Origin of the sequence: Actinacidiphila polyblastidii, assembly GCF_036353415.1 — a bacterium.
GTDB classification, from domain to species: Bacteria; Actinomycetota; Actinomycetes; order Streptomycetales; family Streptomycetaceae; genus Actinacidiphila; species Actinacidiphila polyblastidii.
Genome location: NZ_JAZEWV010000004.1, coordinates 14,069 through 36,137, shown reverse-complemented (window position 1 = coordinate 36,137; position 22,069 = coordinate 14,069). Strand labels below are relative to the sequence as shown.

The following is a 22,069-nucleotide window of genomic DNA, read 5'->3' as shown; positions in this document are numbered from 1 at the left end:
TGCTGACCATGGCGATACGGCGGCGGGAGCCGCGCAAGGACGCGGGCGACGGCAAAACCGGGCAGCCGGCCGCGCCGCCCCCCTGCTCCTGCTGCGGCGGTGGGCTGGACGCCTCGGACCCGCGGTTCAACATCACCCTCCCGGAGCCCGTCGCGACGCTGGACGACGCCGAGTACGCGCGGCAGGTCACCGTGGCCAATGACGCGATCGTCGTGGCGCAGGACATCGGCGGATTCGTCCGCGCGCTGCTGCCGATCGGCCTCGACGACGGCAGGACGACGACGATCGGCGTCTGGGTCGGCGTCGCACCGGAGGTCTTCGCGCACGTCGTGACGGTCGGGCGCGGCGAACGCGACTACGACGAGATGCAGTTCGACGGTCGGCTCGCCAACCCGCTGGACCCCTGGGGCGACCGGGTCTACGGCAAGCCCGTCTCCGCGGGCGTCGACGTCCCCTCCCGGGGTCGCCGCCGCACGCCGCGCCTCCTGGCGAGCCCCGACCCGCTCGTGACCCGTATCCTCACCGAGCGCTGGCCCGCCGCGGACATCCTCACCGGCACCAGGGCCTGGGCCCTGCCCTACGACCCACAGGCCCCTCGCGCGACCCACCACCACTGAGCGGGTGGCGGGGCCGAGGGCGAGAGAGGCACCATGATCGACGAGCTGGAGATGGCGGGACCGGAGCCGGGTCCCGACGACCGGGCCGACGTGCTGGACGGCGGGGGCGGCCGGTCCGGCGCGGCGGCGGGGGCGTTGCGGCGGCGGCCGCTGGCCTGGGGTGTCGTCGGCGGGATCGTCGCGGCCTCCGCGGTCTGGGCGGCGGCCCTCCAGGCGACCGGCCGCGACCACTCCGCGGCGCCGGACCTGCACGGCCTCCGGCTCACCGGGCCGCCGTGCACCAGCGTCAACCTGGAGCCCCTGACGGACCTCGTCGCGCCGACCTCCGCGGTCCTGGACTCCGCCGCGGTGCACCACGGACCGGCACTGGACCACGCGGACTGCGGCTTCGTCACGGCCGTGCCCAAGAGCGACGGCACGCAGGCCGTCTACGCCGTCTCGGTCACCGTCGACCTGCACAAGAAGGCGGACCCGCGGGCGGAGTTCGTCGACACCTACGCCTCCCGGCCCGTCCAGAGCGGGGTCCGGCAGGCCGAGCAGTACAGCTTCGCGCTGCCGACCGACGCCGTGACCAGGCCGTACCCCGGCCTCGGCGACCTCGCCTACCTCAGCACCGACCTGACGCACGTCTCCCTCGCCGTCCTGGACGGCGGCGCGGTCGTCTCCGTCACCGTCGACTACGGCGTGGCCACCCCGTCCGGCGGGCCGTCCGCCGCCACCGGCAGCGGCTGGGTCGGCCCGCCCACCCCGGCCGACGTCCACGCCCTGAGCCCGCTCGTCCCGCGGACCGTGCGCCACCTGATGGGCGCACTGGCGCGCCGCTGATCCCGCCTGACATCCGGGCGGGCTGCGTCGTCGTACAGGTGCAAGGGGAAGCACCGGACACGAGACACGGAGTACGCCATGGAAGCCCGTCTGAACCTTCTGAACAGCCCGCTGGTCACCAAGTCGCTGCGGCACCTCGCGTCGGCGGGCCACGCGGTCGCGGACTCGACGCTGCCCGTCGCGACGCAGGAGCTGGTACGGCTGCGGGCCAGCCAGATCAACGGCTGCGGCTACTGCACGGACATGCACACGAAGGACGCCGCGGCGGCGGGGGAGACCGCGCAGCGCCTGCACCTCGTCGCCGCCTGGCGCGAGGCGACCGTCTTCACCGACGCGGAGCGCGCGGCGCTGGAGCTGGCCGAGCAGGGCACCCGTATCGCCGACGCGTCGGGCGGCGTCACCGACGAGGCATGGGCGAACGCCCAGAAGTTCTACGACGAGGAGCAACTCGCCGTGCTCGTCTCGGTGATCGCGGTCATCAACGCCTTCAACCGGCTGAACGTCATCGTCCAGCAGCCCGCGGGGGACTACGTCCCGGGCCAGTTCGCCTGACGCCGTCAGGCGTCCGGGGCGAGTTCGGCCCAGACGAGCTTTCCGGGGCCAGGGCGGTCGGCGACGCCCCACCGCCCGCCGGTGAGGGTGTCCACCAGGGCCAGGCCCCGGCCGCCCTCGTCGTCCGGCGCGCTCGCCCGCGCCTCCGGCTTCGCGGGCGACGCGTCGTGCACCTCGATCCGCACGCCGCCGCGCCCGCACGGGAGCCGCGCGACGTACGTCCCGATCTCGCGCTGCGGCACCCTCGCGTGCCGCAGCGCGTTCGTCATCGGCTCCGACAGCACGAGGGACGCCGCGTCCTCCAGCTCCGCCAGCCCCCACCCGGCCAGCGCCGCCGCCAACTCGTGCCGGGCCCGGTGCACGCGGAGTCCCGGCCCAACGTACGGGTGCAGGCCGTGCCCTTCCAGGTGGGAGTGCACCCGGGAATGAGCGGATCGTTTGTCGTCTTCCAGTTTCCGGAAAAGCTCGCGCTCAAGCCGATGGTCTACCTGGAGAACCTGTCCGACGCGCTGGTCAAGCGCACCGAGAACGATGTTGAGCTGTACGCGGACGCGTTCTCCGAGTTGCAGTCCGTTGCTTCGGGACCCAAGGAGTCCCTGAGCCTCATCAAGGAAGCGATCAAGGAGCATTGATACACGTGACGATCACGGCGGACACCCTGACCGGCGCCGACTGGTTCACGTCGAGTTACAGCGACAACCAGGGCGGAAACTGTGTCGAGGCCGCCCGCCTCGCGGGCCAAGGCGTGATGGCCGTGCGCGACTCCAAGGACCCGCACGGCCCCGCCCTGGTCTTCGCGGCCGCCGCCTGGACCGCCTTCACGGACGCCGTGCGCAACGGCGAACTCCCGCTCAGCGTTGGTCAAAGCTGAGCACTCACGTACGCCGAATGGGTGAACGTGACCATGAGGGACCGTTTTTGCGCGGATGCGCCCGCCTACGTTCACCGCATGGTCAGTTCATCGCACGAGGCGATGCACCGGCAGAAGCACAGCAGTTGGGCGTACTACGTCGCCTACCTGAGTGCCGAGTACCGCATGCCGCCGCTGCTGCTCATCGTCTGCCAGGACGAGAAGACCGCACGGTGGGCGAACAAGCCGTACCACCTCGGCGCGCCGCTGTGGCCCACGCTCACCGTGCGGCCACTTGTCCTCGGCCCCCACAACATGCCGGTGATCACCGAAGTGGCGGCGGCGGCCGAGGACATCCCGGTCGCGGCCTTCTCCGCGATCACTCACAGTAGGCATCCGCAAGCGGATACGATGCTGAGGGCACTGTCCGACGCCCTGAGGAAGGCCGACCCCGACACGGCCGACATCTTCAAGGAAATCACCGAACTCGGCCTGGGCGGCAGCCCGGCGGCAGGTCTCTGAAGGAATCTCATGACGATCCCCACCTCCTTCTTCCGCTCCGAGACGGCGGAGCGCGTCCGCGACGAGGGCCGGGTCGAGAACCAGGCAAACGCCACGGTCAGGGCCCTGGAGAACCGACACCTCAGCGTCAGCGACGAGGTCCGCGAACGGATCGCGGAGTGCACCGACCTGACCTTGCTCGGCGTCTGGTTCGACCGCGCCTTCGACGTCGAGCGGGCAGAGGACATCTTCGTGCCGACGGACGGAGTGGCAGAGTGAGCGAGGAGCCCAACCCGCCGATCCCCACCTCCTTCTTCCGCTCCGAGACGGCGGAGCGCGTCCGCGACGAGGGCCGGGTCGAGGGCCGCGAAGAGGGACTCGCCCGGGGGCGTGCGGAGGGCCAGGCTGCCGCCATCCTCAGGGTGCTGGAGAGGCGGAGCCTCCACGTCAGCCGCGACGTCCGCGAACGGATCGCGGAGTGCGCCGACCTGGCCTTGCTCGGCGTCTGGTTCGACCGCGCCTTCGACGTCGAGCGCGCCGAGGACCTCTTCGCCGAGGACTGAGCGACCGCGCCCCCCGCCCCGCATCCGCCAGGGCGCCGGCTCCGACCTCCGGGTGCGGGTCGGCGGCCGGGTGGCCGCCGCCGGGGTCCGCGCGCTGCGCCCGTAGCCGGGGCGGCGCGGTCAGTCCAGGCGGGCGACCAGCCGGAAGCGTTCGAGGACGACCGGCGTCGCGTCGGTGACGGCGAACTCCGGGTCGCCGAGGACCTCACGCATCGGCGCGGAGTGGAAGAAGCGCTCGTGGCTCGCGCGCCACGTGTCGAGCGAGGTGTCGCCCTCGCCCTCGTCGGCCGCGTGCGCGAGGTCCACCTCGCCGAACGGCACGACCCGCACGCCGGTGATCTCGATGACCGCGACCGGCCGCCCCGCCGAGTCCACCACCGCGGACCGCGAGCCGACCTCCGGCAGCGCCTCGCCCTCCACCTCGTACGCGGCCAGCAGCCCCGTCGTCGAGGTCTTCTCCCCGCTCAGGATCACCGCGACCAGCCGGTCCCGCAGTTCCCCAGGGAACCCGAACTCGGCGGCGGGAAGCGCCGCCACGTCATCCTCCATGTCCTCCGCCATGCACCGACCCTACGGCGGTACGGCCGTGGCCGGGAGAGGGTTCGACCCGGCGCCGGCCGCGGCCGCTCAGTACGTCCCGTTGAGCTGCCACCAGCTGGCCGGCTCGGTCACCGGAGCCGCCCACGTCCCGTGGCCGGTGCCCGAGAACGACAGGTGCAGGCCGAGGAAGCCCGGGGAGCCGTCGACGACGTACGTCTCGTTGGTGAAGGCGTGCAGGTCGGCGCGGCCGTTGCCGTCGGTGTCGCCGACCGCGAGCAGCGCCTGCATCTGGTTCCAGCCGGTGCCGATGAGCTTGCGCGCGCCGTACCGCCCGTGGCCGTCGCCGGGGTAGATCCACAGCCGGCCGGAACCGTCGCGCGCGAGCAGGTCGTCGCGGTGGTCGGAGTTGAGGTCGCCGGGCGCGACCAGGGCCGTCATCTGGTTCCAGCCGGTGCCGATGAGCTTGCGCGCGCCGTACCGCCCGTGGCCGTCGCCGGGGTAGATCCACAGCCGGCCCGAACCATCGCGCGCGAGCAGGTCGTCGCGGCCGTCGGAGTTCATGTCACCGGACGCGACGAGCGCCGTCATCTGGTTCCAGCCGGTGCCGATGAGCTTGCGCGCCCCGAACCAGCCCCTGCCGTTGCCCGGGTAGATCCACAGCTTCCCGGAGCCGTCCCGCGCGAGCAGGTCCTCGCGGCCGTCGCCGCTGAAGTCCCCGTGCCGGGTCAGCGCGGTCATCTGGTTCCAGCCCGAACCGACATACACCCCGGAGCCGTCGCCGGGGCCGAACCAGAGCCGGCCCGCGAGGTCGCGGGAGAGCACGTCCGGGACGCGGTTCCCGTCGAGGTCGCCGAAGCCCGCCGTCGCCGGGCTCTTCCGCGCCCACCACTCGCCGTACGGCGGCATGTCGCACTCGCGCTCGGTCCTGACCAGCTTGATGGAGCTGATCCAGGCCGGCGGCGGCTCCCAGCTGCCCTCCCCGGAGCGTTCCGGCTGCTCGGTGCCGTAGGTCCCGTCGGGGCCGGAGAGGTCGTAGTTCGGCTGGTTGAACATGCAGGCCCAGCCGCCGGTGCGGTTGGACCGGGACAGGATGCGGTTGTTCCAGGAACCCAGCGTCGGCATGCTGGTCCTCGTCTTGAACATGGCGCCGGTGCCGTCCGGGCCGGTCCAGCCGCAGAAGTAGCCCGTCGGGCAGGCGCCCAGGCCGCCGGCGGCGTGCGCCGGCACCGCCGCCGGCAGCAGCGCGAGGGCCGCGCCGGCCGCGGCGGCCGCGAGGGCCCGCAGCGTGCGGCGGCCGCGCCGGCCGGAGGGTGCGGGACGTGTGGGACGTGCGGTTTCGTTGCGGGCCCGGCCCGTTCCGGGTGTGCGTGCGTGCCTCATCAGGCGTTCCCTCCCCAGGGGTCGAGCGGAGCCGGCCCCGGGTCGCGCCCCTGATCCCCTCGCGCCCCCGCCGCGCCTCCGCGCCTCGGACGCGTCACGATACCGCCGGGCGCTCACACGGTGTCAGGTCCCGACCGCCCCGAGATCCAGCGCTATCGGGAACGGCCCGGACCGCCGGAGCGCCCCCGGAAGATCCCGGCCGGCGCGTACGCCCCGGTCGGAGCGTCCCGCTCGTACACGTGCACCGCCGGGACGCCGTCCTCGTCCTCCACGCACCAGTGGTACGCGATGCCCGCCTCGGCGTACTTGCGCAGCGTGACGCCGCGGTCGCGGCGGGCGGACCCCGGGGAGACCGCCACCGCGATGACGAGCAGGACGTCCCCGGGGCGCGCACCACGTGCGGTCGCGGTCGTACGGGGCTGCGACGACCAGGACGTCCGGCTCCGGCCGATTGCGCGCATCGAGGCGGACGGTCGTCTCGCGGCCCGCGAGAACCCCGACCGGGGCCGGCTGCTTCAGAGCACCTTCGGGCCACCGCACCAGCGAGGCGGCTGCCTGCGCCGCGCCACGGCGGCTGCGGGCGTCGCGCCACGTCGCCGTAACACTCGGCCCGTAAGGTGGTGGCCCTCACCGCGGCCCCGCGGCGCGCACCGCGCCGACGTACGCAGCCCGCACCCGGGTACCCGTACCCCGAGCGGGAGCGACCCCGCGTTGCCGCGCGGCGGTCCGCTCGTTGAGCGACTATGGGTGGCATCAGGCCCGTACCCCAAAAGGGTGGGCATACCCTTGAGGATGATCCGGTATGCGCCGATCGGGCGACTTCTTCTCCTCCTGCCGCACTTCATTTTTCCCGACCATGGAAGAGGAGCCGGTCGTGGGGCATACCCTGACTGGGGTGAACGACTCACCCGAAGCGCCGTCCGAAGATCCCGGCGGCGTGCAGTCCCCGGCAGTACGGGGCGCGCAGCCCGCCGAGCAGGCCGCGCCCGGGCGGGGCCTGCCCGCCGCGCAACCCGCCCCGGCGCCCGCCGCGGTGCGCGAGTCCACGGCCGGAGCGGCGGCCGCCGCGCCCGAGCCGGCCGCCGACCCCGTCGCGGGCGACCCGGTGCCGCTCGCCGCAGGCGTCCCCGTGCTGACCCCCGAGCTGCGCGCCGCGCTGGTCGCCTTCCGCCGCGACCTGCACCGCCACCCGGAGCTGGGCCGGCAGGAGTTCCGGACCACCGAGCAGGTGCGCGCCCGGCTCGCCGAGGCCGGCCTGAGCCCGCGGGTGCTGCCCAACGGCACCGGCGTCGTGTGCGACATCGGCCCCGACGACCCGGACCGCCCCCGGCTGGCGCTGCGCGCCGACCTGGACGCGCTGCCGGTGCCGGACACCAAGACCGTCTCGTACCGCTCCACCGTCGAGGGCCGGGCGCACGCCTGCGGCCACGACGTGCACACCACGATCGTGCTGGGCGCCGGCCTGGTGCTGGCCCGGCTCGCCGAGCAGGGGCGGCTGCCGCGACCGGTGCGGCTGGTCTTCCAGGCGGCCGAGGAGATCATGCCGGGCGGCGCGCTCGACGCCGTCAAGGCCGGCGTGCTGAAGGGCGTCGGCCGGATTCTCGCCGTGCACTGCGACCCGAAGGTCGACGCCGGCCGGATCGGGCTGCGGCAGGGGCCGATCACGTCGGCCGCCGACAAGCTCAAGCTGACGCTCGACGGCCCCGGCGGCCACAGCGCCCGCCCGCACCTGACCACCGACCTGGTGATGGCCGCGGCCAAGCTCGCCACCGAGCTGCCCGCCGCGCTGACCCGCCGGGTCGACCCGCGCTCCGGGCTGAGCATCGTGTGGGGCCGGATCGAGTCGGGGCACGCGGCGAACGTCATCCCGCAGCACGCCGAGCTGGAGGGCACCGTCCGCTGCCTCGACCTGGCCGCCTGGCACGACGCGCCGGACCTGGTGCACGAGGTGATCGACCAGGTCGCCTCGATCTACCGGGCCAAGTGCGAGATCACCTACCAGCGCGGGGTGCCCCCGGTGGTCAACGAGGCCACCTCGGTGGAGCTGCTGCGCGAGGCCATGACGGAACGGTTCGGCGCGCACACCGTGGAGGACACCGAGCAGAGCCTGGGCGGTGAGGACTTCTCCTGGTACCTCGAACACGTCCCCGGCGCCCTCGCCCGCCTCGGCGTCCGCCCCCCGGGCGACACCGCCAAGCGCGACCTCCACCAGGGCGGCTTCGACGTCGACGAGAGCGCCATCGAGGTCGGCGTCGAACTCTTCACCGCCGCCGCGCTGCTCTCCTGATCGACCGGCCGGTCGGGCCGGCGCGCCGACCGGCCGCGCGCCCGCCCGACCGGCAGACCGCCCGCTCGCCCGCCCGCCCGTGCGTCGCCCGGACGCCCGGCGGGCGGGTGAAATGCGGTGCACGGCGGGACGCGGGTGGGGCGCGGTGTGAAACCCTGGGGGCGGCCCGAAGGTCGCCGCGACGCGGGGTGAGCACCCGATCACAGGTGCTTCACCGAGGCGTCACGGGATCGAAACGTGGCCGGATTGCGTCGATCCGATAACGGGTCTTCATTCGGTCTTTACCTGACATCTACGCGCGTTAAGCTCCCGGATTAGCCAGCGCCGGACGGGGCGCTTCCAACTGAAGGGGACCCTCTTGCGCCGGGTATCCAAGATCGCTGCCGCGGGTGTGGTGTCCGCGGCCCTCGCGCTCACCGCGACCGCGTGTGGCAGCAGTTCCACCTCGGACAGTGGCAAGGACAAGGGCGTCGGCATGGCCTTCGACGTCGGCGGCCGTGGTGACCACTCCTTCAACGACTCCGCAGCGCGCGGCATGGACAAGGCGGACGCGGAGTTCAAGACCGGCCACAAGGAGCTGACCGCCTCCCAGGGCGAGACCGAGTCGGACCGCGAGCAGCGCCTGGACTCGCTGGCCGCCGCGGGGTACAACCCGGTCGTCGCGGTCGGCTTCACCTACGGCGACGCGGTCACCAAGATCGCCAAGAAGTACCCGAAGACCACCTTCGGCCTGGTGGACTCGGTCGTCGACCAGCCGAACGTCGACAGCATGGTCTTCGCCACCGAGCAGAGCTCGTACCTCGCGGGTGTGGCGGCGGCGCTGAAGTCCAAGTCCGGCCAGGTCGGCTTCATCGGCGGTGTGCACAACACCCTGATCGGCACCTTCCAGGCCGGCTTCGACCAGGGCGTCAAGGACACCAAGCCGAGCGTCAAGGTCACCGACCAGTACCTGTACGAGACCGACACCAAGGGCTTCGCCGACCCGACGTCGGCCCAGGGCAAGGCGCAGGGCATGCTCGACAAGGGCATCGACGTGATCTACACCGCGGCCGGCCTGTCCGGCGACGGCTCGATCCAGGCAGTGGCGGGCAAGCCCGGCGCCTGGGCGATCGGTGTGGACTCCGACCAGTACCAGGACCCGGCGCTGGCCAAGTACAAGAGCTCGATCCTCACCTCGGCGATCAAGAACGTCGACGTGGCGGTCTACGACCTCATCAAGTCGGTGCACGCGGGCTCGCCGAAGTCCGGCACCAACACGTACAACCTGGCCAACAACGGTGTGTCGCTGTCCACCTCGGGCGGGTTCATCAACGACGTCCTGCCGCAGATCAACGCCGCCAAGGCGAAGATCGTCGCCGGCACGATCAAGGTCAACGCCACGCCGTGACGCGGCGCTTGTGAGCGTGTGATCCGAAGGCTCGGCGGGGGTGGCTGCAGCACCCCCGCCGAGCCTGTCGCTTTACGCGGCGATCAGACAACGCTACGCGCGTAGACACGATATTCCGCGATACGTTCGCACCCACTGCCCTCCGTACGGCCGTACCGCCGTCCCGCCGTCCCGCCCACCGCCCGCCTGCAGGTCCGCCTCGAGCCTTTCCCCCGAGGAGAGTGCGCCATCAACGCCTCCACCAGTCCCCCCGCGCAGCCCGCGCCGTCCGCCCCCGCCGGCGCGGCCGCCGTCGAACTGCGCGGCATCACCAAGCGCTTCCCCGGCGTCGTCGCCAACCACGACATCGACATCACCGTGCACAGCGGGACCGTGCACGCCCTGGTGGGCGAGAACGGCGCCGGCAAGTCGACGCTGATGAAGATCCTCTACGGCATGCAGAAGCCGGACGAGGGCACCATCGCCATCCACGGCGACAAGGCCGTCTTCCACGACCCGGGCGACGCCATCGCCCGCGGCATCGGCATGGTGCACCAGCACTTCATGCTCGCCGACAACCTCACCGTGCTGGAGAACGTCGTCCTCGGCAGCGAGAAGCTGTACGGCATCGGCGGCCGCGCCCGCGCGAAGATCCGCGAGATCTCCGACGCCTACGGCCTCGGCGTGCGCCCCGACGTGCTCGTGGAGGACCTCGGCGTCGCCGACCGCCAGCGGGTGGAGATCCTCAAGGTCCTCTACCGCGGCGCGCGCATCCTGATCCTCGACGAGCCCACCGCGGTCCTGGTGCCGCAGGAGGTCGACGCGCTCTTCGACAACCTGCGCGGGCTGAAGTCCGAGGGTCTGACCGTCATCTTCATCTCGCACAAGCTCGGCGAGGTGCTGTCGGTCGCCGACGAGATCACCGTGATCCGCCGCGGCACCACCGTCGGCGAGGTGGACCCGAAGCACACCACGACCAAGCAGCTCGCCGAGCTGATGGTCGGCAGCGAACTGCCGTCCCCCGAGACCCGCGAGTCCACCGTCACCACCGAGCCGATGCTGGCCGTGGACGGCCTGCGACTCGCCGTGGTCGACGCCGAGGGCATCGAGCGCAAGGTGCTGGACGACATCTCGTTCACCATCCACAAGGGCGAGGTGCTCGGCATCGCCGGCGTCGAGGGCAACGGCCAGGCCGAACTCGTCGAGGCCATCATGGGCATGCGGGTCCCGGACGCCGGCGCCCTGGCACTGGACGGAGCCGACATCTCGCACGCGCCCACCCGGCGGCGGCGCGAGGACGGCATCGGCTACATCCCCGAGGACCGGCACCGGCACGGCCTGCTGCTGGAAGCCCCGCTGTGGGAGAACCGCATCCTCGGCCACGTCACCGAACGCCCCAACAGCCGCGGCTTCCTGATCGACTCGGGCGGCGCCCGCCGCGACACCGAGCGGATCGTCGAGGAGTTCGACGTCCGCACCCCGGGCATCGAGGTCACCGCCGCCTCCCTGTCCGGCGGCAACCAGCAGAAGCTGATCGTCGGGCGCGAGATGAGCCACCTGCCCAAGCTGCTGATCGCCGCGCACCCCACCCGGGGTGTGGACGTCGGCGCGCAGGCACAGATCTGGGACCAGATCCGCGACGCGCGCCGCGAGGGCCTGGCGGTGCTGCTGATCTCGGCCGACCTCGACGAGCTGATCGGCCTGTCCGACACGCTGCGGGTCATGTACCGGGGCCGGCTCGTCGCCGACGCCGACCCCGCCACCATCACCCCCGAGCAGCTCGGCTCGGCGATGACCGGAGCTGCCAGCGGCCACCTGGCCGAGAACACCGAGCAGCCCGGGGGAGAGGACTGATGAAGAAGTTCGACAAGGAGCGGGTGCTCCTCGGCCTCGCGGCGCCCGTCCTGGCGGTGGTCGGCGCGCTGATCGTCACCGCGCTGGTGCTGGTCGCGACGGGCAAGCAGCCGTTCGACGCCTTCCACGTGATGATCACCTACGGCACCAAGTCCGACAGCCAGGTGTACATCCTCAACAAGGCGACCACGTACTACCTCGCGGGACTCGCGGTGGCCGTCGGCTTCCGGATGAACCTGTTCAACATCGGCGTGGACGGGCAGTACCGGCTCGCGGCGTTCTTCGCCGCAGCGGTCGGCGGCGCGCTGTCCATCCCGGGCGTCATCGAGATCCCGGTCATCATCCTGACCGCGATGGTGGTCGGCGCGGTGTGGGCGGCGATCGCCGGCGTGCTGAAGGTGACCCGCGGCGTCAGCGAGGTCATCTCCACGATCATGCTGAACTCGATCGCGGGCATCGTGATCGGCTACTTCCTGCAGGACGGCCGGCTCGGCGTGCTCGACAAGAACGCCAACATGGTCTCGACCAAGCCGCTGCCGTCCTCCAGCCACCTGTTCAACTTCCAGACCTCCACCGATCCCGTGGTCGGCTTCATCGTGATCGCCGCGCTGGCCGGCGTCGTCTACTGGTTCGGCCTGTCCCGCACCCGCTTCGGCTTCGACCTGCGCGCGGTGGGCCGCTCCCAGTCCGCCGCCGAGGCGTCCGGCGTCAGCGTCAAGCGGATGGTCGTCACCAGCATGCTGATCTCCGGCGCGATGGCCGGCCTGGTCGGCATGCCGACGCTGCTCAACCAGTCCTACGACTACGGCACCGACTTCCCGGTCGGCATCGGCTTCACCGGCATCGCGGTGGCCCTGCTCGGCCGCAACAACCCGATCGGCGTCGCGGTCGGCGCCCTGCTCTGGGCCTTCCTGGAGCGCGCCTCCAACGGTCTGGAGTTCGAGGGCTACGACAAGGAGATCGTCGGCGTCATCCAGGGCGTCATCGTGCTGGCCGTGGTCATCGCGTACGAACTGGTCCGCAGGTACGGACTCACCCGGCAGCAACGCCAGGTCGGCGCGGAACTCGCGGCCGCCGGCTCCGACGACAAGAAGGAGGTCACGGCGTGAGCGACGCACGCGAGGCAGCCGTCCCGCAGACAACACACAGCCCGCGGCTTCGCCGAGCGGGTGGAGAAGCGAACGGGGAGAACCAGTGAGCGCCACCGCTACCCAGACGCCGCCGCCGGCCGCGCCGCGGGTCGGCAAGCCCAAGAACGGCCGCATCCGGCTCAGCCCGGCGATCGTCCTGCTGATCGTCGCGGGCGCGCTCATCGTGGTCTCCGCGGTCCGCGCGGTCACCGGCGCCGAGGACATCACCTCGGCGGGACAGGTCGCCGGCGCGCTGTCCGGCGCGGTGCCGATCGGCCTGGCCGGCCTCGCCGGCCTGTGGGCGGAACGGGCCGGCGTGGTCAACATCGGCCTTGAGGGCATGATGATCCTCGGCACGTTCTTCGGCGCGTGGGCCGGCTATCAGACCAACCCCTGGCTGGGCGTGCTGGCCGGGGTGCTCGGCGGCGCGGCGGGCGGACTGGTGCACGCGGTCGTCACCGTGACCTTCGGCGTCGACCACATCATCGCCGGTGTGGCGGTCAACATCCTCGCCACCGGCGTCACCACCTACCTCGCCAAGAAGCTGTTCACCTCCGGTGACGCGGTGCAGAAGGGCGGCACCCCCAAGCAGTCGCCGCCGATGGCCGAGATCAAGCACTTCACCGTGCCGGGGCTCTCGCACTGGCTGTCGGAGCTGCAGGCGCACCACTGGTTCCTGATCTCCGACCTCGCCGGCATCATCGGCGGCCTGGTCACCAACATCTCGTCGCTGACGCTGCTGGCCGCGGTGCTGTTCGTGCTGACCTTCTTCGTGCTGTGGCGCACCTCGTTCGGCCTGCGGCTGCGGTCCTGCGGCGAGAACCCCACCGCGGCGGAGTCGCTCGGCGTCAACGTCTACACGTACAAGTACGTGGCGGTGGTCATCTCCGGTGCGCTGGCCGGGCTCGGCGGTGTCTTCCTGGCCATCCAGACGCACTTCTACCTGGAGGGCCAGACCGGCGGCCGCGGCTACATCGGCCTCGCCGCGATGATCTTCGGCAACTGGCGGCCGGGCGGACTGGCCGTCGGCGCCGGCCTGTTCGGCTACGCCGACAGCCTCCAGCTGCGCAACGGCGGCGACTCGGTGCACGCGCTGCTGCTGCTCATCGCGCTGCTGCTGCTGGTCATGGGCGGCTGGAAGATCTACCGCAAGGTGTACGTCTCCGGGGCCATCGCGCTGGCCTTCGCGGTGCTGCTGACCGTCTGGTACATGCTCACCGACACCGTGCCCGACGAGGTCGTGCAGGGCACCCCGTACGTCGTCACGCTGCTCGTCATGGGCCTGTCGGCGCAGCGGCTGCGGATGCCGAAGGCCGACGGCGTCCCGTACCGGAAGGGGCAGGGCGGGTGACGCCCGCGCAGGCGCCGGCCGCCGGCGCGGTGGACTGGGAGGCACTGCGCCGCGCCGCCCGGGAGGTCATGGAGCGGGCCTACGTGCCCTACTCCCGCTTCCCGGTCGGCGCGGCCGCCCTCACCGACGACGGCCGCACGGTCGTCGGCTGCAACGTCGAGAACGCCTCCTACGGCATCGGCCTGTGCGCCGAGTGCGGCCTGGTCTCGGCGCTGCACGCCTCGGGCGGCGGCCGGCTGACCGCGTTCACCTGCGTGGACCTGCACGGCAACGTGCTGATGCCGTGCGGGCGCTGCCGCCAGCTGCTCTTCGAACACGGCGGGCCCGGCCTGCTGGTGGAGACCGTGCGCGGCGTCCGCCCGATGAGCGAGGTGCTGCCCGACGCGTTCGGCCCCGAGGACCTCGACCGATAGCCGCCGCCGTACGACGAGCAGGCGAGAACAGGAAGTTGTGCACGTGGACGTCATTTCCGTCATCCGTACCAAGCGGGACCGCGGCCGGCTGAGCGACGAGCAGATCGACTGGGTCATCGACGCCTACACCCGGGGCGCGGTCGCCGACGAGCAGATGTCGGCGCTCGCCATGGCGGTGCTGCTCAACGGCATGGACCGGGCCGAGATCGCCCGCTGGACCGCGGCGATGATCGCCTCCGGCGAGCGGATGGACTTCTCCTCGCTGGCCAGGCCCACCGCGGACAAGCACTCCACCGGCGGCGTCGGCGACAAGATCACGCTGCCGCTCGCGCCGCTGGTCGCCGCGTGCGGCGCGGCCGTCCCGCAGCTGTCAGGGCGCGGCCTCGGCCACACCGGCGGCACCCTCGACAAGCTGGAGTCCATCCCCGGCTGGCGCGCCTCGCTCAGCACCGAGGAGATGCTCGCCGTCCTCGACGGCGTCGGCGCGGTGGTCTGCGCGGCCGGCGACGGCCTCGCCCCCGCCGACAAGAAGCTGTACGCGCTGCGGGACGTGACCGGCACCGTCGAGGCGATCCCGCTGATCGCGTCCTCGATCATGTCCAAGAAGATCGCCGAGGGCACCGGCTCGCTGGTGCTCGACGTGAAGGTCGGCAGCGGCGCCTTCATGAAGTCGCTGGAGGACGCCCGCGAACTGGCCGCGACCATGGTGGGCCTGGGCACCGACCACGGGGTGCGCACCGTCGCGCTGCTCACCGACATGTCGGTGCCGCTCGGGCTGACCGCCGGCAACGCGCTCGAGGTCCGCGAGTCCGTCGAGGTGCTCGCCGGCGGCGGCCCCGCCGACGTCGTCGAGCTGACCCTGGCGCTGGCCCGGGAGATGCTCGACGCGGCCGGGCTGAAGGACGCCGACCCGGCCAGGGCGCTGGCCGACGGCTCGGCGATGGACGCCTGGCGGCGGATGATCCGCGCGCAGGGCGGCGACCCCGACGCGGCGCTGCCGGTGGCCCGCGACACCCACGTGGTGACCGCGCCCGCCTCCGGCGTGCTGACCGGGCTCGACGCCTACGCGGTGGGCGTCGCGGCCTGGCGGCTCGGCGCGGGACGGGCCCGCAAGGAGGACGCGGTGCAGGCCGGCGCGGGCGTCGAGCTGCACGCCAGGCCCGGTGACCCGGTCACCGCCGGGCAGCCGCTGCTGACCCTGCACACCGACACCCCGGAGCGGTTCGACTACGCGCTGGAGGCGCTGGAGGGCGGCTTCACCGTCTCGCCCGCGGGCACCGGCTTCACGCCGCGTCCGATCGTGCTGGACCGGATCTCCTGACCCCGCGGGCCGGGCCGGCCCGCGGACACGGCGATGCCGCCGGGCGCTCGGGGCGCCCGGCGGCATCACCATGGGGGACCGCGACCCGCCGCAGCGGGCCGCCCGCAGGTCAGCGGAAGGTCAGGTGTTCCAGACCTGCAGTTCGGAGAGCTGGCCGGCCGGCCAGCCCGAGTTGGCCGTGACGGTGACCCGCACGTACCGCTGGGTGTGCGCGGCGAAGGTGATCGTCACCGTGTTGTTGCCGCTGTTCGGGTCGAAGGAGTAGGAAGCCGCGTCCTTCAGGGTGCTGAAGGACGAGCCGTCCGAACTGCCCGACACCGCGACCGTCTCGTTGCGCTGGCCCCACCCCGCGGGCAGTTGCAGCACCACGCGGCTCGCGCTCTGCGCCGAGCCGAGGTCGACCTGCACCCACTGCGGGAAGGCGTTGTTGGCGCTCTCCCAGTAGCTGCCCTGGTTGCCGTCGGTGACGTTCGACGACGGGTAGACGTCGGTGTGGCTGGACTCCGACGTGGGCTTGCCCGCGGCCAGGTTGGTGCTCACCGTGCCGGCGCCGGTGCCGGACAGCGCGACCGTGGCCGGGCTGTTCGACGCGTTGCTGGCGATGGTGAGGGTGCCGTTGCGGGCGCCGGACGCGGTCGGCTTGAAGGTGACGTTGACCGCGCAGGACGCGCCCACCGCGATGGAGCTGCCGCAGGTGTTGGTCTGGCTGTAGTCGCCGCTGACGGTGATGCCGGAGACGGCCGCGGCCGCGTTGCCGGTGTTGGTCACGGTGACGGTCTGCGCGCTGGTGGGCGTGTTCAGCGGCTGGGTGGCGAAGGTGACGGACGCCGGGTTGGTGGTGAGCGTCGCGGCCGGCGTGGTGCCGCCGCCCCCGGCGCTCGGGAAGACCTCCAGGTCCGACAGCTGGGCCGCGGTCCAGCCGGTGTTGCCGGTGACGTTGACCCGCACGTACCGCGCGGAGGCGGCGTTGAAGGTGATGGTCACCGTGTTGTTGTTGGCGCTCGGGTCGAAGGTGTAGGCCGCGGACCCGGTCAGCGTGGAGAAGCTGCTGCCGTCGGTCGAGCCCTGCAGCGACAGGGTCTCCTGACGGGTCGCCCACGCGGCGGCCGGCGGCAGCTTCAGCACCACCTTGCCGACGCTGTAGTTCTGGCCGAGGTCGACCTGAGCCCACTGCGGGAAGGAGCCGTTGCTCTCCCAGTACGTCGACGCGTCGGTGTCGGTGAGGTTCGCCGGCGTGTACGTGCCGTTGCTGGAGCTGGCCGTCGCGGTCTTGCCGGCCGCGATGTTGGTGGAGCCGTCGATGCCGGTACCGCTCAACGACACCGCCGTCGGGCTGTTGTTGGCGTTGCTGGCGACGGTGAGGGTGCCGCTGCGGGCGCCGCCCGCCGTCGGCTTGAAGGTGACGTTGACGGTGCAGGACGCGCCGACCGCCAGGGTGCCGCAGTTGTTGGTCTGGCTGTAGTCGCCGGTCACGGTGGTGCCGGACACGGTCGCCGCGGTGGTGCCGGAGTTGGTCACCGTCACCGCCTGCGCGGCGGTGGTGGCGCCGACCACGGTGCCGGCGAAGGACAGCGCCGCCGGGGTGGCGTTGAGCACCGGGCCGGGCGCGGTGCCGGTGCCGGACAGGTTGACCGTGCTGGTGGTGCCGCCGGCGTTGACCGTCAGGGTGCCGGTGCGGGCGCCGCTCGCGGTCGGCTTGAAGGTGACGCTGACCGTGCACGAGCCGTTCGACGGGATCGACGTGCCGCAGGTGTTGGTCTGCGCGAAGTCACCGGTCGCCGCGATGGAGGAGACCGAAGCGGCCGCACCGGTCGGGTTGGTCACCGTCACGGTCTGCGCGGCGGACGTCGAGCCGGTCGCCACCGAGCCGAAGCTCAGCGCACCCGGGCTGGCGGTGACGCCCTCCGACGGGTACGGCGGGAAGACGGGCGCGGGGAAGTTGCCGCAGAACGGGGTGCCGGTGATGCCGGAGTTGCCGCCGCCGTCGGTGACGACGAACTGGCCGCCCTCGCAGCTGTACAGCGGGGAGGACGCGCCGATGCCGGTCGCGGTGACGTTCGTGAACTTCGCGGCGCCGCCGGTCTGCTCCTGCAGCGCGAAGGTGCCCGCGCCGGCGATCGTCACGTTGTTCAGGCTGACGCCGCTGACCGTGCCCTCGACCCACTGCACGGCCTCGTACGGGCTCTGCTGGATCAGGGCGTTGGACACGTTGATCGGGCCGGTGATCGCGCCCTGACTGCCGTCGAACCACAGCGCGCCGACGCCGAACTGCCAGTTCGGGTCGAGGGCGCCGGCCCGCACGATCGTGTTGTTGGAGATGGTGGTGGTGCCGACCGGCGTGGAGGTGAAGCGCTGGCCGACGTGGATGCCGCCGCCCTGCGCGAGGCCGGTGTCCTTGACCAGGTTGCCGCTGACGGTGTTGTCGTGACCGCCGTAGATCGCGATGCCGTTGGCGAGGATCTGGTCCTGCACGGTGTTGTTGGAGATGGTGTCGTTGGCGTCGGCGCCCAGCGCGGAGTCCGCCCAGGTCGCGATGCCGTCGTCACCGGTGTTGCGCAGGTCGCTGTTGGTGACCGTCGAATTGGTCACGCCGCCGTGGAAGTTGACGCCGTCGGCGGTGGTGTCGCGGATGCGCAGGCCGCTGAGGGTCAGCTTGTCCATCGGCCCGTCCATCCAGGCGCCGACCTTCATGTGGTCGATCCACAGGCTGGACACCGAGGAGTTGCTCAGCGCGCCGCCGATGCCGTTCACCTGGTCGCAGTCGTTGCGCTCGCCGACCTGGCCGAAGATCGCGAAGTTCGCCAGGTGGACGTTGCTGCTGACGCCGCGGTTGCCGCCGACGCCGCAGCTGTCGGGCTCACCGAGGCCGTAGAAGCCCGGCGCCGCACCGGTCACCGTCGAGTACCACATGCCGGCGCCGGTGACGGTCACGTTGTTGACCGTGATGTGCCGGGGGATCTTGTACGTGCCCGGCGGTATCCACACCGTGCCGCCCGCGCCGGCCGCGGCGATAGCGGAGTTGAACGCGGCGGTGGAGTCGGCCGCGCCGGTCGCGTCGGCGCCCTGGCTGGTCACCGAGACCGAACCGGACGGCTGCGTCAGCGCCGGGCCGACCTGCTCGAAGTCCGCGAAGTCGATGGTGGTGACGGCGCTGCTGCCGCTGGTCTGCAGCGTGAAGGTGGTGCCGGCCGGATACGTCTGCGGCAGCAGCCGGTGGACCTCGTCGTAGAAGTGGTGCGGGTTGCTGCCCGGGGTGTTGGTGAACGGGTAGCTGCCGTAGTACCAGCTGTACGCGTCGGTCAGGGTGAAGTCGGGCTGCGCCGCGCCGTTGATGGCGAAGGACAGCGGGGCGGTGTACACCGAGCCGCCGGAGCCGTCGGGGATGCTGTAGCGGAAGTCGATCGAGTTGGTCGCCACCGGTGTGGTGAAGGTGACGAACTTCCCGCTGCCCGACAGCGTCACCGCCTTGCGGTACGAGGCCTCGTCGGCGAGCTGGCCGGCGAGGAAACTCGGGCCGATCGCCGAGCCGTTGGTGGCGGCGTTCTCCGCCTGCACCTCGACGTACGGAAGGCTCGCACCGTTTCCGCCGGTCGCGGCTGCCAGGGCGGGCTGCGCCGCCACGGCGACGACGCCGGCGGCCACCAGCGCGGCGCCGCCGCCGACGGCGACGAGCCGTCTGAGGCCGGCGAGACTTCTGGGGGGTTTGAACACCTGTTGCTCCTAAGGAGGGGGGAGAAGCACGTGTGGGAGGTAGGGAGGTGGGTGGGATGAGCCCGGCGAGACCGGTGCCGGTGGGGGTCGGTGCAGGGGGACCGTAGCCTCTACGACACGTGGCAGCAATATTGCGATCCATTTTCGTTGATAATTGACTTACTCCTGCAAGAATTTGAGTTGACCGTCAGTGAGATGCGGTGCGCGGCGGTGTGTGATCATCGGCCGATGGCGATCACGCGCAAGGCGACGGCCGTACTCACCGCAGGGGCAGGGGTGTTGGCGCTGACCGCCTGCGGAGCGAGCGCCGGCGGCGGGGGCGCGGCCCCGAGCGCGAGCGCCGCAGCGCCCACCGGGCCCGGCGGCGGCATCGACGTCCGCGTGCACGCCGACCGGCTGACCACCCCCACCCCCCGCGCCGGGGCCGGCGCGACACCCGCGCCCGGAGCGCGCGCGGCCGCCTGCACCGCGCCCGGACCGCTGATCACCGCGAGTGACGTGGACGCCGCCATGGGGCTGCGCGCCCTCACCGTCACGCTGACCAACTGCGGCACCTCCCCGCTGACCGTGCGCGGCTACCCCGACCTGCGGGTGCTGGACGCGGCCGGCGACGCGCTGCGCGTCACCGTCCACCACGGGATCACCGTCACCACCGGCCTGACCGACCCGCCGCCGGCCACGCTCACCCTGCGCCACGGCGACCGGGCGGTCGCGATCCTCGCCTGGCGCAACACCGTCACCGACGCGACCGTCACCGCCACCACGGGCGCCGCCTTCGCGGTCACCCCGCCCGGCGGCTTCGGCCCGCAGGTCGTCCAGGAGACCGTCGACGTCGGGAACACCGGCCGGCTCGACACGACGTCGTGGCACCGGCCCGGCTGACTCAGCCGCCGGCGCGCGGGCCCGGCTGGGGCAGCTCCACGGTGACGCGCATGCCGCCCGCGCGGCGCGGGGTGAGCGTGAGCGTCCCCCCGTGCGCGTCGGTGATGGTCTTGACGATGGCCAGGCCGAGACCGACGCCGGCGTGGTCGGTGCGGACGCGTTCGCTGCCGCGCCGGAACGGCAGGGTCAGCGTCGACACCAGGAGCGGGGAGAGCGGCTCGCCGCTGTTCTCGACGGTCAGCACCGCCCCGGCGGGACGCACCCCGGTGCGGACCCACACGCCGCCCCCTGCGGGCAGATTGTGGACGATCGCGTTGTGCACGAGGTTCGTGGTCAGCTGCAGCAGGAGCGCCGGGGACCCGCTCGCGGGGGCGACCTCGCCGGCCGTGTCGAGGGTGACGCCGTGCCGCTCGGCGAGCGGCACCAGCGTCTCGGCGGCCTCCTCGGCCAGCAGCGACAGGTCGACGGGCTCCCTGGCGAAGGACCGCCGGTCGGCGCGGCTGAGCACCAGCAGCGCCTCCGTCAGGTCGATCGCCCGGGTGTTGACGGCGCGCAGGCGGTCGACGAGCGCCTCGGAGTCGTGGCCGGGATCGGCGTGGGCCACGTCGAGGAGCGCCTTCGAGATCGCCAGCGGGGTGCGCAGCTCGTGGGAGGCGTCGGCCGCGAACCTGCGCTGCTCGGCGACGTGCGCCTCTAGCCGGGCGAGCATCGTGTCGAAGGCGTCGGCGAGTTCGCGGAACTCGTCCTCGCGGCCCGGCAGCCGGATCCGGTGGGAGAGCGATCCGCTCGCCGCGGTCCTGGTGGCGTGGGTGATCCGGGTCAGCGGGGCGAGCATGCGCCCGGCGAGGACCCAGCCGCCGACGAGACCGAACACCAGCAGGAAGCCCAGCGCCGCGGCGGCCCTCGGGGCGAAGACCCGCAGCAGGGCGGAGCGCACCGGGAAGACGCCGCCGTTCAGGTGGGTGCCGCTGGGGACGAGCAGCGCCCGATCGGGGACGTACCGCAGCAGGAACACCCAGACCGTCGCGAGCAGCAGCGCCCCGGCGACCATCAGGAACCCGGCGTAGCTGAGGGTGAGCCGCAGGCGCACGCTCGGCCCCGGCGCCCTAGCCACGCTCCCGCTCCCCATCCTCACCCGGGGCCCCATCCTCATCCGCACCCGGGGCCGCATCCCCATCCGCATTCGCGGCCGCCGGCGGCACGTCGATGCGGTAGCCCGCGCCCGGCACGGTGGCGATGATCCACGGTTCGCCGAGGCGCTTGCGCAGAGCCGAGACGGTGATGCGCACCGCGTTGGTGAACGGGTCGGCGTTCTCGTCCCACGCGCGCTCCAGGAGCGCCTCGGCGGTGACGACGCCTCCCTCGGCGGCCACGAGGACTTCGAGCACCGCGAACTGCTTCCTGGTCAGCGCGGTGTAACGGCCGTCTCGGTGGACCTCGCGGCGGAACGGGTCCACCCGCAGCCCCGCGATCTCCCGCACCGGCGGCCTGCTGTGGGCGCGCCTGCGGTCGAGCGCCCTGAGCCGCAGCACCAGCTCCCCGAGTTCGAACGGCTTGGTGAGATAGTCGTCGGCGCCGAGCCCGAACCCGGACGCCTTGTCGTCGAGGCGGTCGGCCGCCGTCAGCATGATGATCGGCATGCCGCTCCCCGAGGCGACGATGTGCGCGGCGACCTCGTCACCGGAGGGCCCGGGGATGTCGCGGTCGAGGACGGCGATGTCGTAGGCGTTGACGCCCAGCATCTCCAGTGCGGCGCCGCCGTCACCCGCGATGTCGGCCGCGATCGCGGCCAGCCGCAGCCCGTCGCGGATCGCCTCCGCCATGAAGGGCTCGTCCTCGACGATCAGCACGCGCATGCGGGCGATGCTACAAGTCGGCGCATATCGTCCCCGTATGGGAAAACGCATACAGGGCGGCAACACCGCG

The 22,069-nt window shown here is 72.4% G+C and carries 22 protein-coding genes and 1 pseudogene; 16 read left to right on the top strand and 7 right to left on the bottom strand.

Features of this window, described 5'->3' with window-relative positions; translation table 11 throughout:
* The first annotated feature begins 8 nt into the window (after positions 1-8).
* The 3 genes from V2S66_RS06950 to V2S66_RS06940 all read left to right on the top strand — a co-directional run bounded on the left by V2S66_RS06950 (position 9) and on the right by V2S66_RS06940 (position 1,994).
* Positions 9-617 carry a DUF2199 domain-containing protein gene (locus V2S66_RS06950; RefSeq protein ID WP_330793626.1) on the top strand — a complete coding sequence of 203 codons (609 nt, stop codon included), beginning with the start codon at positions 9-11 and terminating at the stop codon, positions 615-617.
* Between the two features lie 33 nt (positions 618-650).
* Entirely contained in the window at positions 651-1,442 is a 792-nt protein-coding gene (locus tag V2S66_RS06945) for a hypothetical protein (RefSeq protein WP_330793625.1), read from the top strand.
* Positions 1,443-1,520: 78 nt separating this feature from the next.
* Positions 1,521-1,994 carry a carboxymuconolactone decarboxylase family protein gene (locus tag V2S66_RS06940; protein ID WP_330793624.1) on the top strand — a complete coding sequence of 158 codons (474 nt, stop codon included), beginning with the start codon at positions 1,521-1,523 and terminating at the stop codon, positions 1,992-1,994.
* A 5-nt stretch (positions 1,995-1,999) separates the two neighbouring features.
* Here V2S66_RS06940 and V2S66_RS06935 read toward each other — a convergent pair whose 3' ends face one another.
* A complete protein-coding gene (locus V2S66_RS06935) occupies positions 2,000-2,356 on the bottom strand; it encodes an ATP-binding protein (RefSeq protein WP_330793623.1) in 357 nt (118 codons plus the stop codon).
* Between the two features lie 33 nt (positions 2,357-2,389).
* On the opposite strand from V2S66_RS06935, the gene V2S66_RS06930 reads away from it, so the two are divergent.
* The 5 genes from V2S66_RS06930 to V2S66_RS06910 are packed head-to-tail and all read left to right on the top strand — an operon-like array spanning position 2,390 to position 3,908.
* Positions 2,390-2,626, top strand: coding sequence for a Scr1 family TA system antitoxin-like transcriptional regulator (locus V2S66_RS06930; RefSeq protein ID WP_330793622.1), 237 nt, complete (start codon positions 2,390-2,392; stop codon positions 2,624-2,626).
* 5 nt (positions 2,627-2,631) lie between these two features.
* Positions 2,632-2,865, top strand: coding sequence for a DUF397 domain-containing protein (locus V2S66_RS06925; RefSeq protein WP_330793621.1), 234 nt, complete (start codon positions 2,632-2,634; stop codon positions 2,863-2,865).
* A gap of 21 nt (positions 2,866-2,886) precedes the next feature.
* A complete protein-coding gene (locus V2S66_RS06920; protein ID WP_330793620.1) occupies positions 2,887-3,366 on the top strand; it encodes a hypothetical protein in 480 nt (159 codons plus the stop codon).
* Between the two features lie 9 nt (positions 3,367-3,375).
* On the top strand, positions 3,376-3,624 hold the full coding sequence (locus V2S66_RS06915) for a hypothetical protein (RefSeq protein WP_330793619.1): 249 nt from the start codon (positions 3,376-3,378) through the stop codon (positions 3,622-3,624).
* Positions 3,621-3,908 (top strand): RpnC/YadD family protein, encoded by a 288-nt coding sequence (locus V2S66_RS06910; protein ID WP_330793618.1) that lies wholly within the window; start codon positions 3,621-3,623, stop codon positions 3,906-3,908. Before V2S66_RS06915 ends, V2S66_RS06910 begins: the two co-directional genes overlap by 4 nt.
* 120 nt (positions 3,909-4,028) lie before the next feature.
* On the opposite strand, the gene V2S66_RS06905 is transcribed toward V2S66_RS06910, so the two are convergent.
* The 3 genes and pseudogenes from V2S66_RS06905 to V2S66_RS06895 all read right to left on the bottom strand — a co-directional run.
* Entirely contained in the window at positions 4,029-4,469 is a 441-nt protein-coding gene (locus tag V2S66_RS06905) for an ASCH domain-containing protein (RefSeq protein WP_330793617.1), read from the bottom strand.
* 66 nt (positions 4,470-4,535) lie between these two features.
* Positions 4,536-5,828, bottom strand: coding sequence for an FG-GAP-like repeat-containing protein (locus V2S66_RS06900; protein WP_330793616.1), 1,293 nt, complete (start codon positions 5,826-5,828; stop codon positions 4,536-4,538).
* Positions 5,829-5,951: 123 nt separating this feature from the next.
* Positions 5,952-6,350 (bottom strand): annotated as a pseudogene (locus V2S66_RS06895) (Uma2 family endonuclease); the annotation flags it as partial.
* Positions 6,351-6,933: 583 nt separating this feature from the next.
* Here V2S66_RS06895 and V2S66_RS06890 point away from each other — a divergent pair.
* The 7 genes from V2S66_RS06890 (at position 6,934) to V2S66_RS06860 (ending at position 15,550) form a co-directional block, all read left to right on the top strand.
* On the top strand, positions 6,934-8,115 hold the full coding sequence (locus V2S66_RS06890; RefSeq protein ID WP_330793906.1) for a M20 family metallopeptidase: 1,182 nt from the start codon (positions 6,934-6,936) through the stop codon (positions 8,113-8,115).
* A 358-nt stretch (positions 8,116-8,473) separates the two neighbouring features.
* Entirely contained in the window at positions 8,474-9,502 is a 1,029-nt protein-coding gene (locus V2S66_RS06885) for a BMP family lipoprotein (protein ID WP_330793615.1), read from the top strand.
* Positions 9,503-9,688: 186 nt separating this feature from the next.
* Positions 9,689-11,335 carry an ABC transporter ATP-binding protein gene (locus V2S66_RS06880; protein ID WP_413966326.1) on the top strand — a complete coding sequence of 549 codons (1,647 nt, stop codon included), beginning with the start codon at positions 9,689-9,691 and terminating at the stop codon, positions 11,333-11,335.
* The gene (locus V2S66_RS06875; RefSeq protein WP_330793614.1) at positions 11,335-12,444 is read left to right on the top strand and encodes an ABC transporter permease; all 1,110 of its coding nucleotides are present in this window, start codon (positions 11,335-11,337) and stop codon (positions 12,442-12,444) included. The genes V2S66_RS06880 and V2S66_RS06875 overlap by 1 nt, the downstream gene beginning before the upstream one ends.
* An 85-nt stretch (positions 12,445-12,529) precedes the next feature.
* Entirely contained in the window at positions 12,530-13,816 is a 1,287-nt protein-coding gene (locus V2S66_RS06870; RefSeq protein WP_330793613.1) for an ABC transporter permease, read from the top strand.
* Entirely contained in the window at positions 13,813-14,229 is a 417-nt protein-coding gene (locus V2S66_RS06865; protein WP_330793612.1) for a cytidine deaminase, read from the top strand. Before V2S66_RS06870 ends, V2S66_RS06865 begins: the two co-directional genes overlap by 4 nt.
* A 43-nt stretch (positions 14,230-14,272) precedes the next feature.
* Positions 14,273-15,550: a thymidine phosphorylase gene (locus V2S66_RS06860; RefSeq protein ID WP_330793611.1), complete on the top strand. Its 1,278-nt coding sequence runs from the start codon at positions 14,273-14,275 to the stop codon at positions 15,548-15,550.
* Between the two features lie 120 nt (positions 15,551-15,670).
* On the opposite strand, the gene V2S66_RS06855 is transcribed toward V2S66_RS06860, so the two are convergent.
* The gene (locus V2S66_RS06855) at positions 15,671-19,261 is read right to left on the bottom strand and encodes a choice-of-anchor D domain-containing protein (RefSeq protein ID WP_330793610.1); all 3,591 of its coding nucleotides are present in this window, start codon (positions 19,259-19,261) and stop codon (positions 15,671-15,673) included.
* Positions 19,262-19,489: 228 nt separating this feature from the next.
* On the opposite strand from V2S66_RS06855, the gene V2S66_RS06850 reads away from it, so the two are divergent.
* Positions 19,490-20,143 (top strand): DUF4232 domain-containing protein, encoded by a 654-nt coding sequence (locus V2S66_RS06850; protein WP_330793609.1) that lies wholly within the window; start codon positions 19,490-19,492, stop codon positions 20,141-20,143.
* A gap of 1 nt (position 20,144) precedes the next feature.
* Here V2S66_RS06850 and V2S66_RS06845 read toward each other — a convergent pair whose 3' ends face one another.
* Both V2S66_RS06845 and V2S66_RS06840 read right to left on the bottom strand, forming a co-directional pair.
* Positions 20,145-21,257 (bottom strand): sensor histidine kinase, encoded by a 1,113-nt coding sequence (locus V2S66_RS06845; RefSeq protein WP_330793608.1) that lies wholly within the window; start codon positions 21,255-21,257, stop codon positions 20,145-20,147.
* A complete protein-coding gene (locus tag V2S66_RS06840) occupies positions 21,250-21,999 on the bottom strand; it encodes a response regulator transcription factor (protein ID WP_330793607.1) in 750 nt (249 codons plus the stop codon). Before V2S66_RS06840 ends, V2S66_RS06845 begins: the two co-directional genes overlap by 8 nt.
* Between the last annotated feature and the right edge of the window lie 70 nt (positions 22,000-22,069).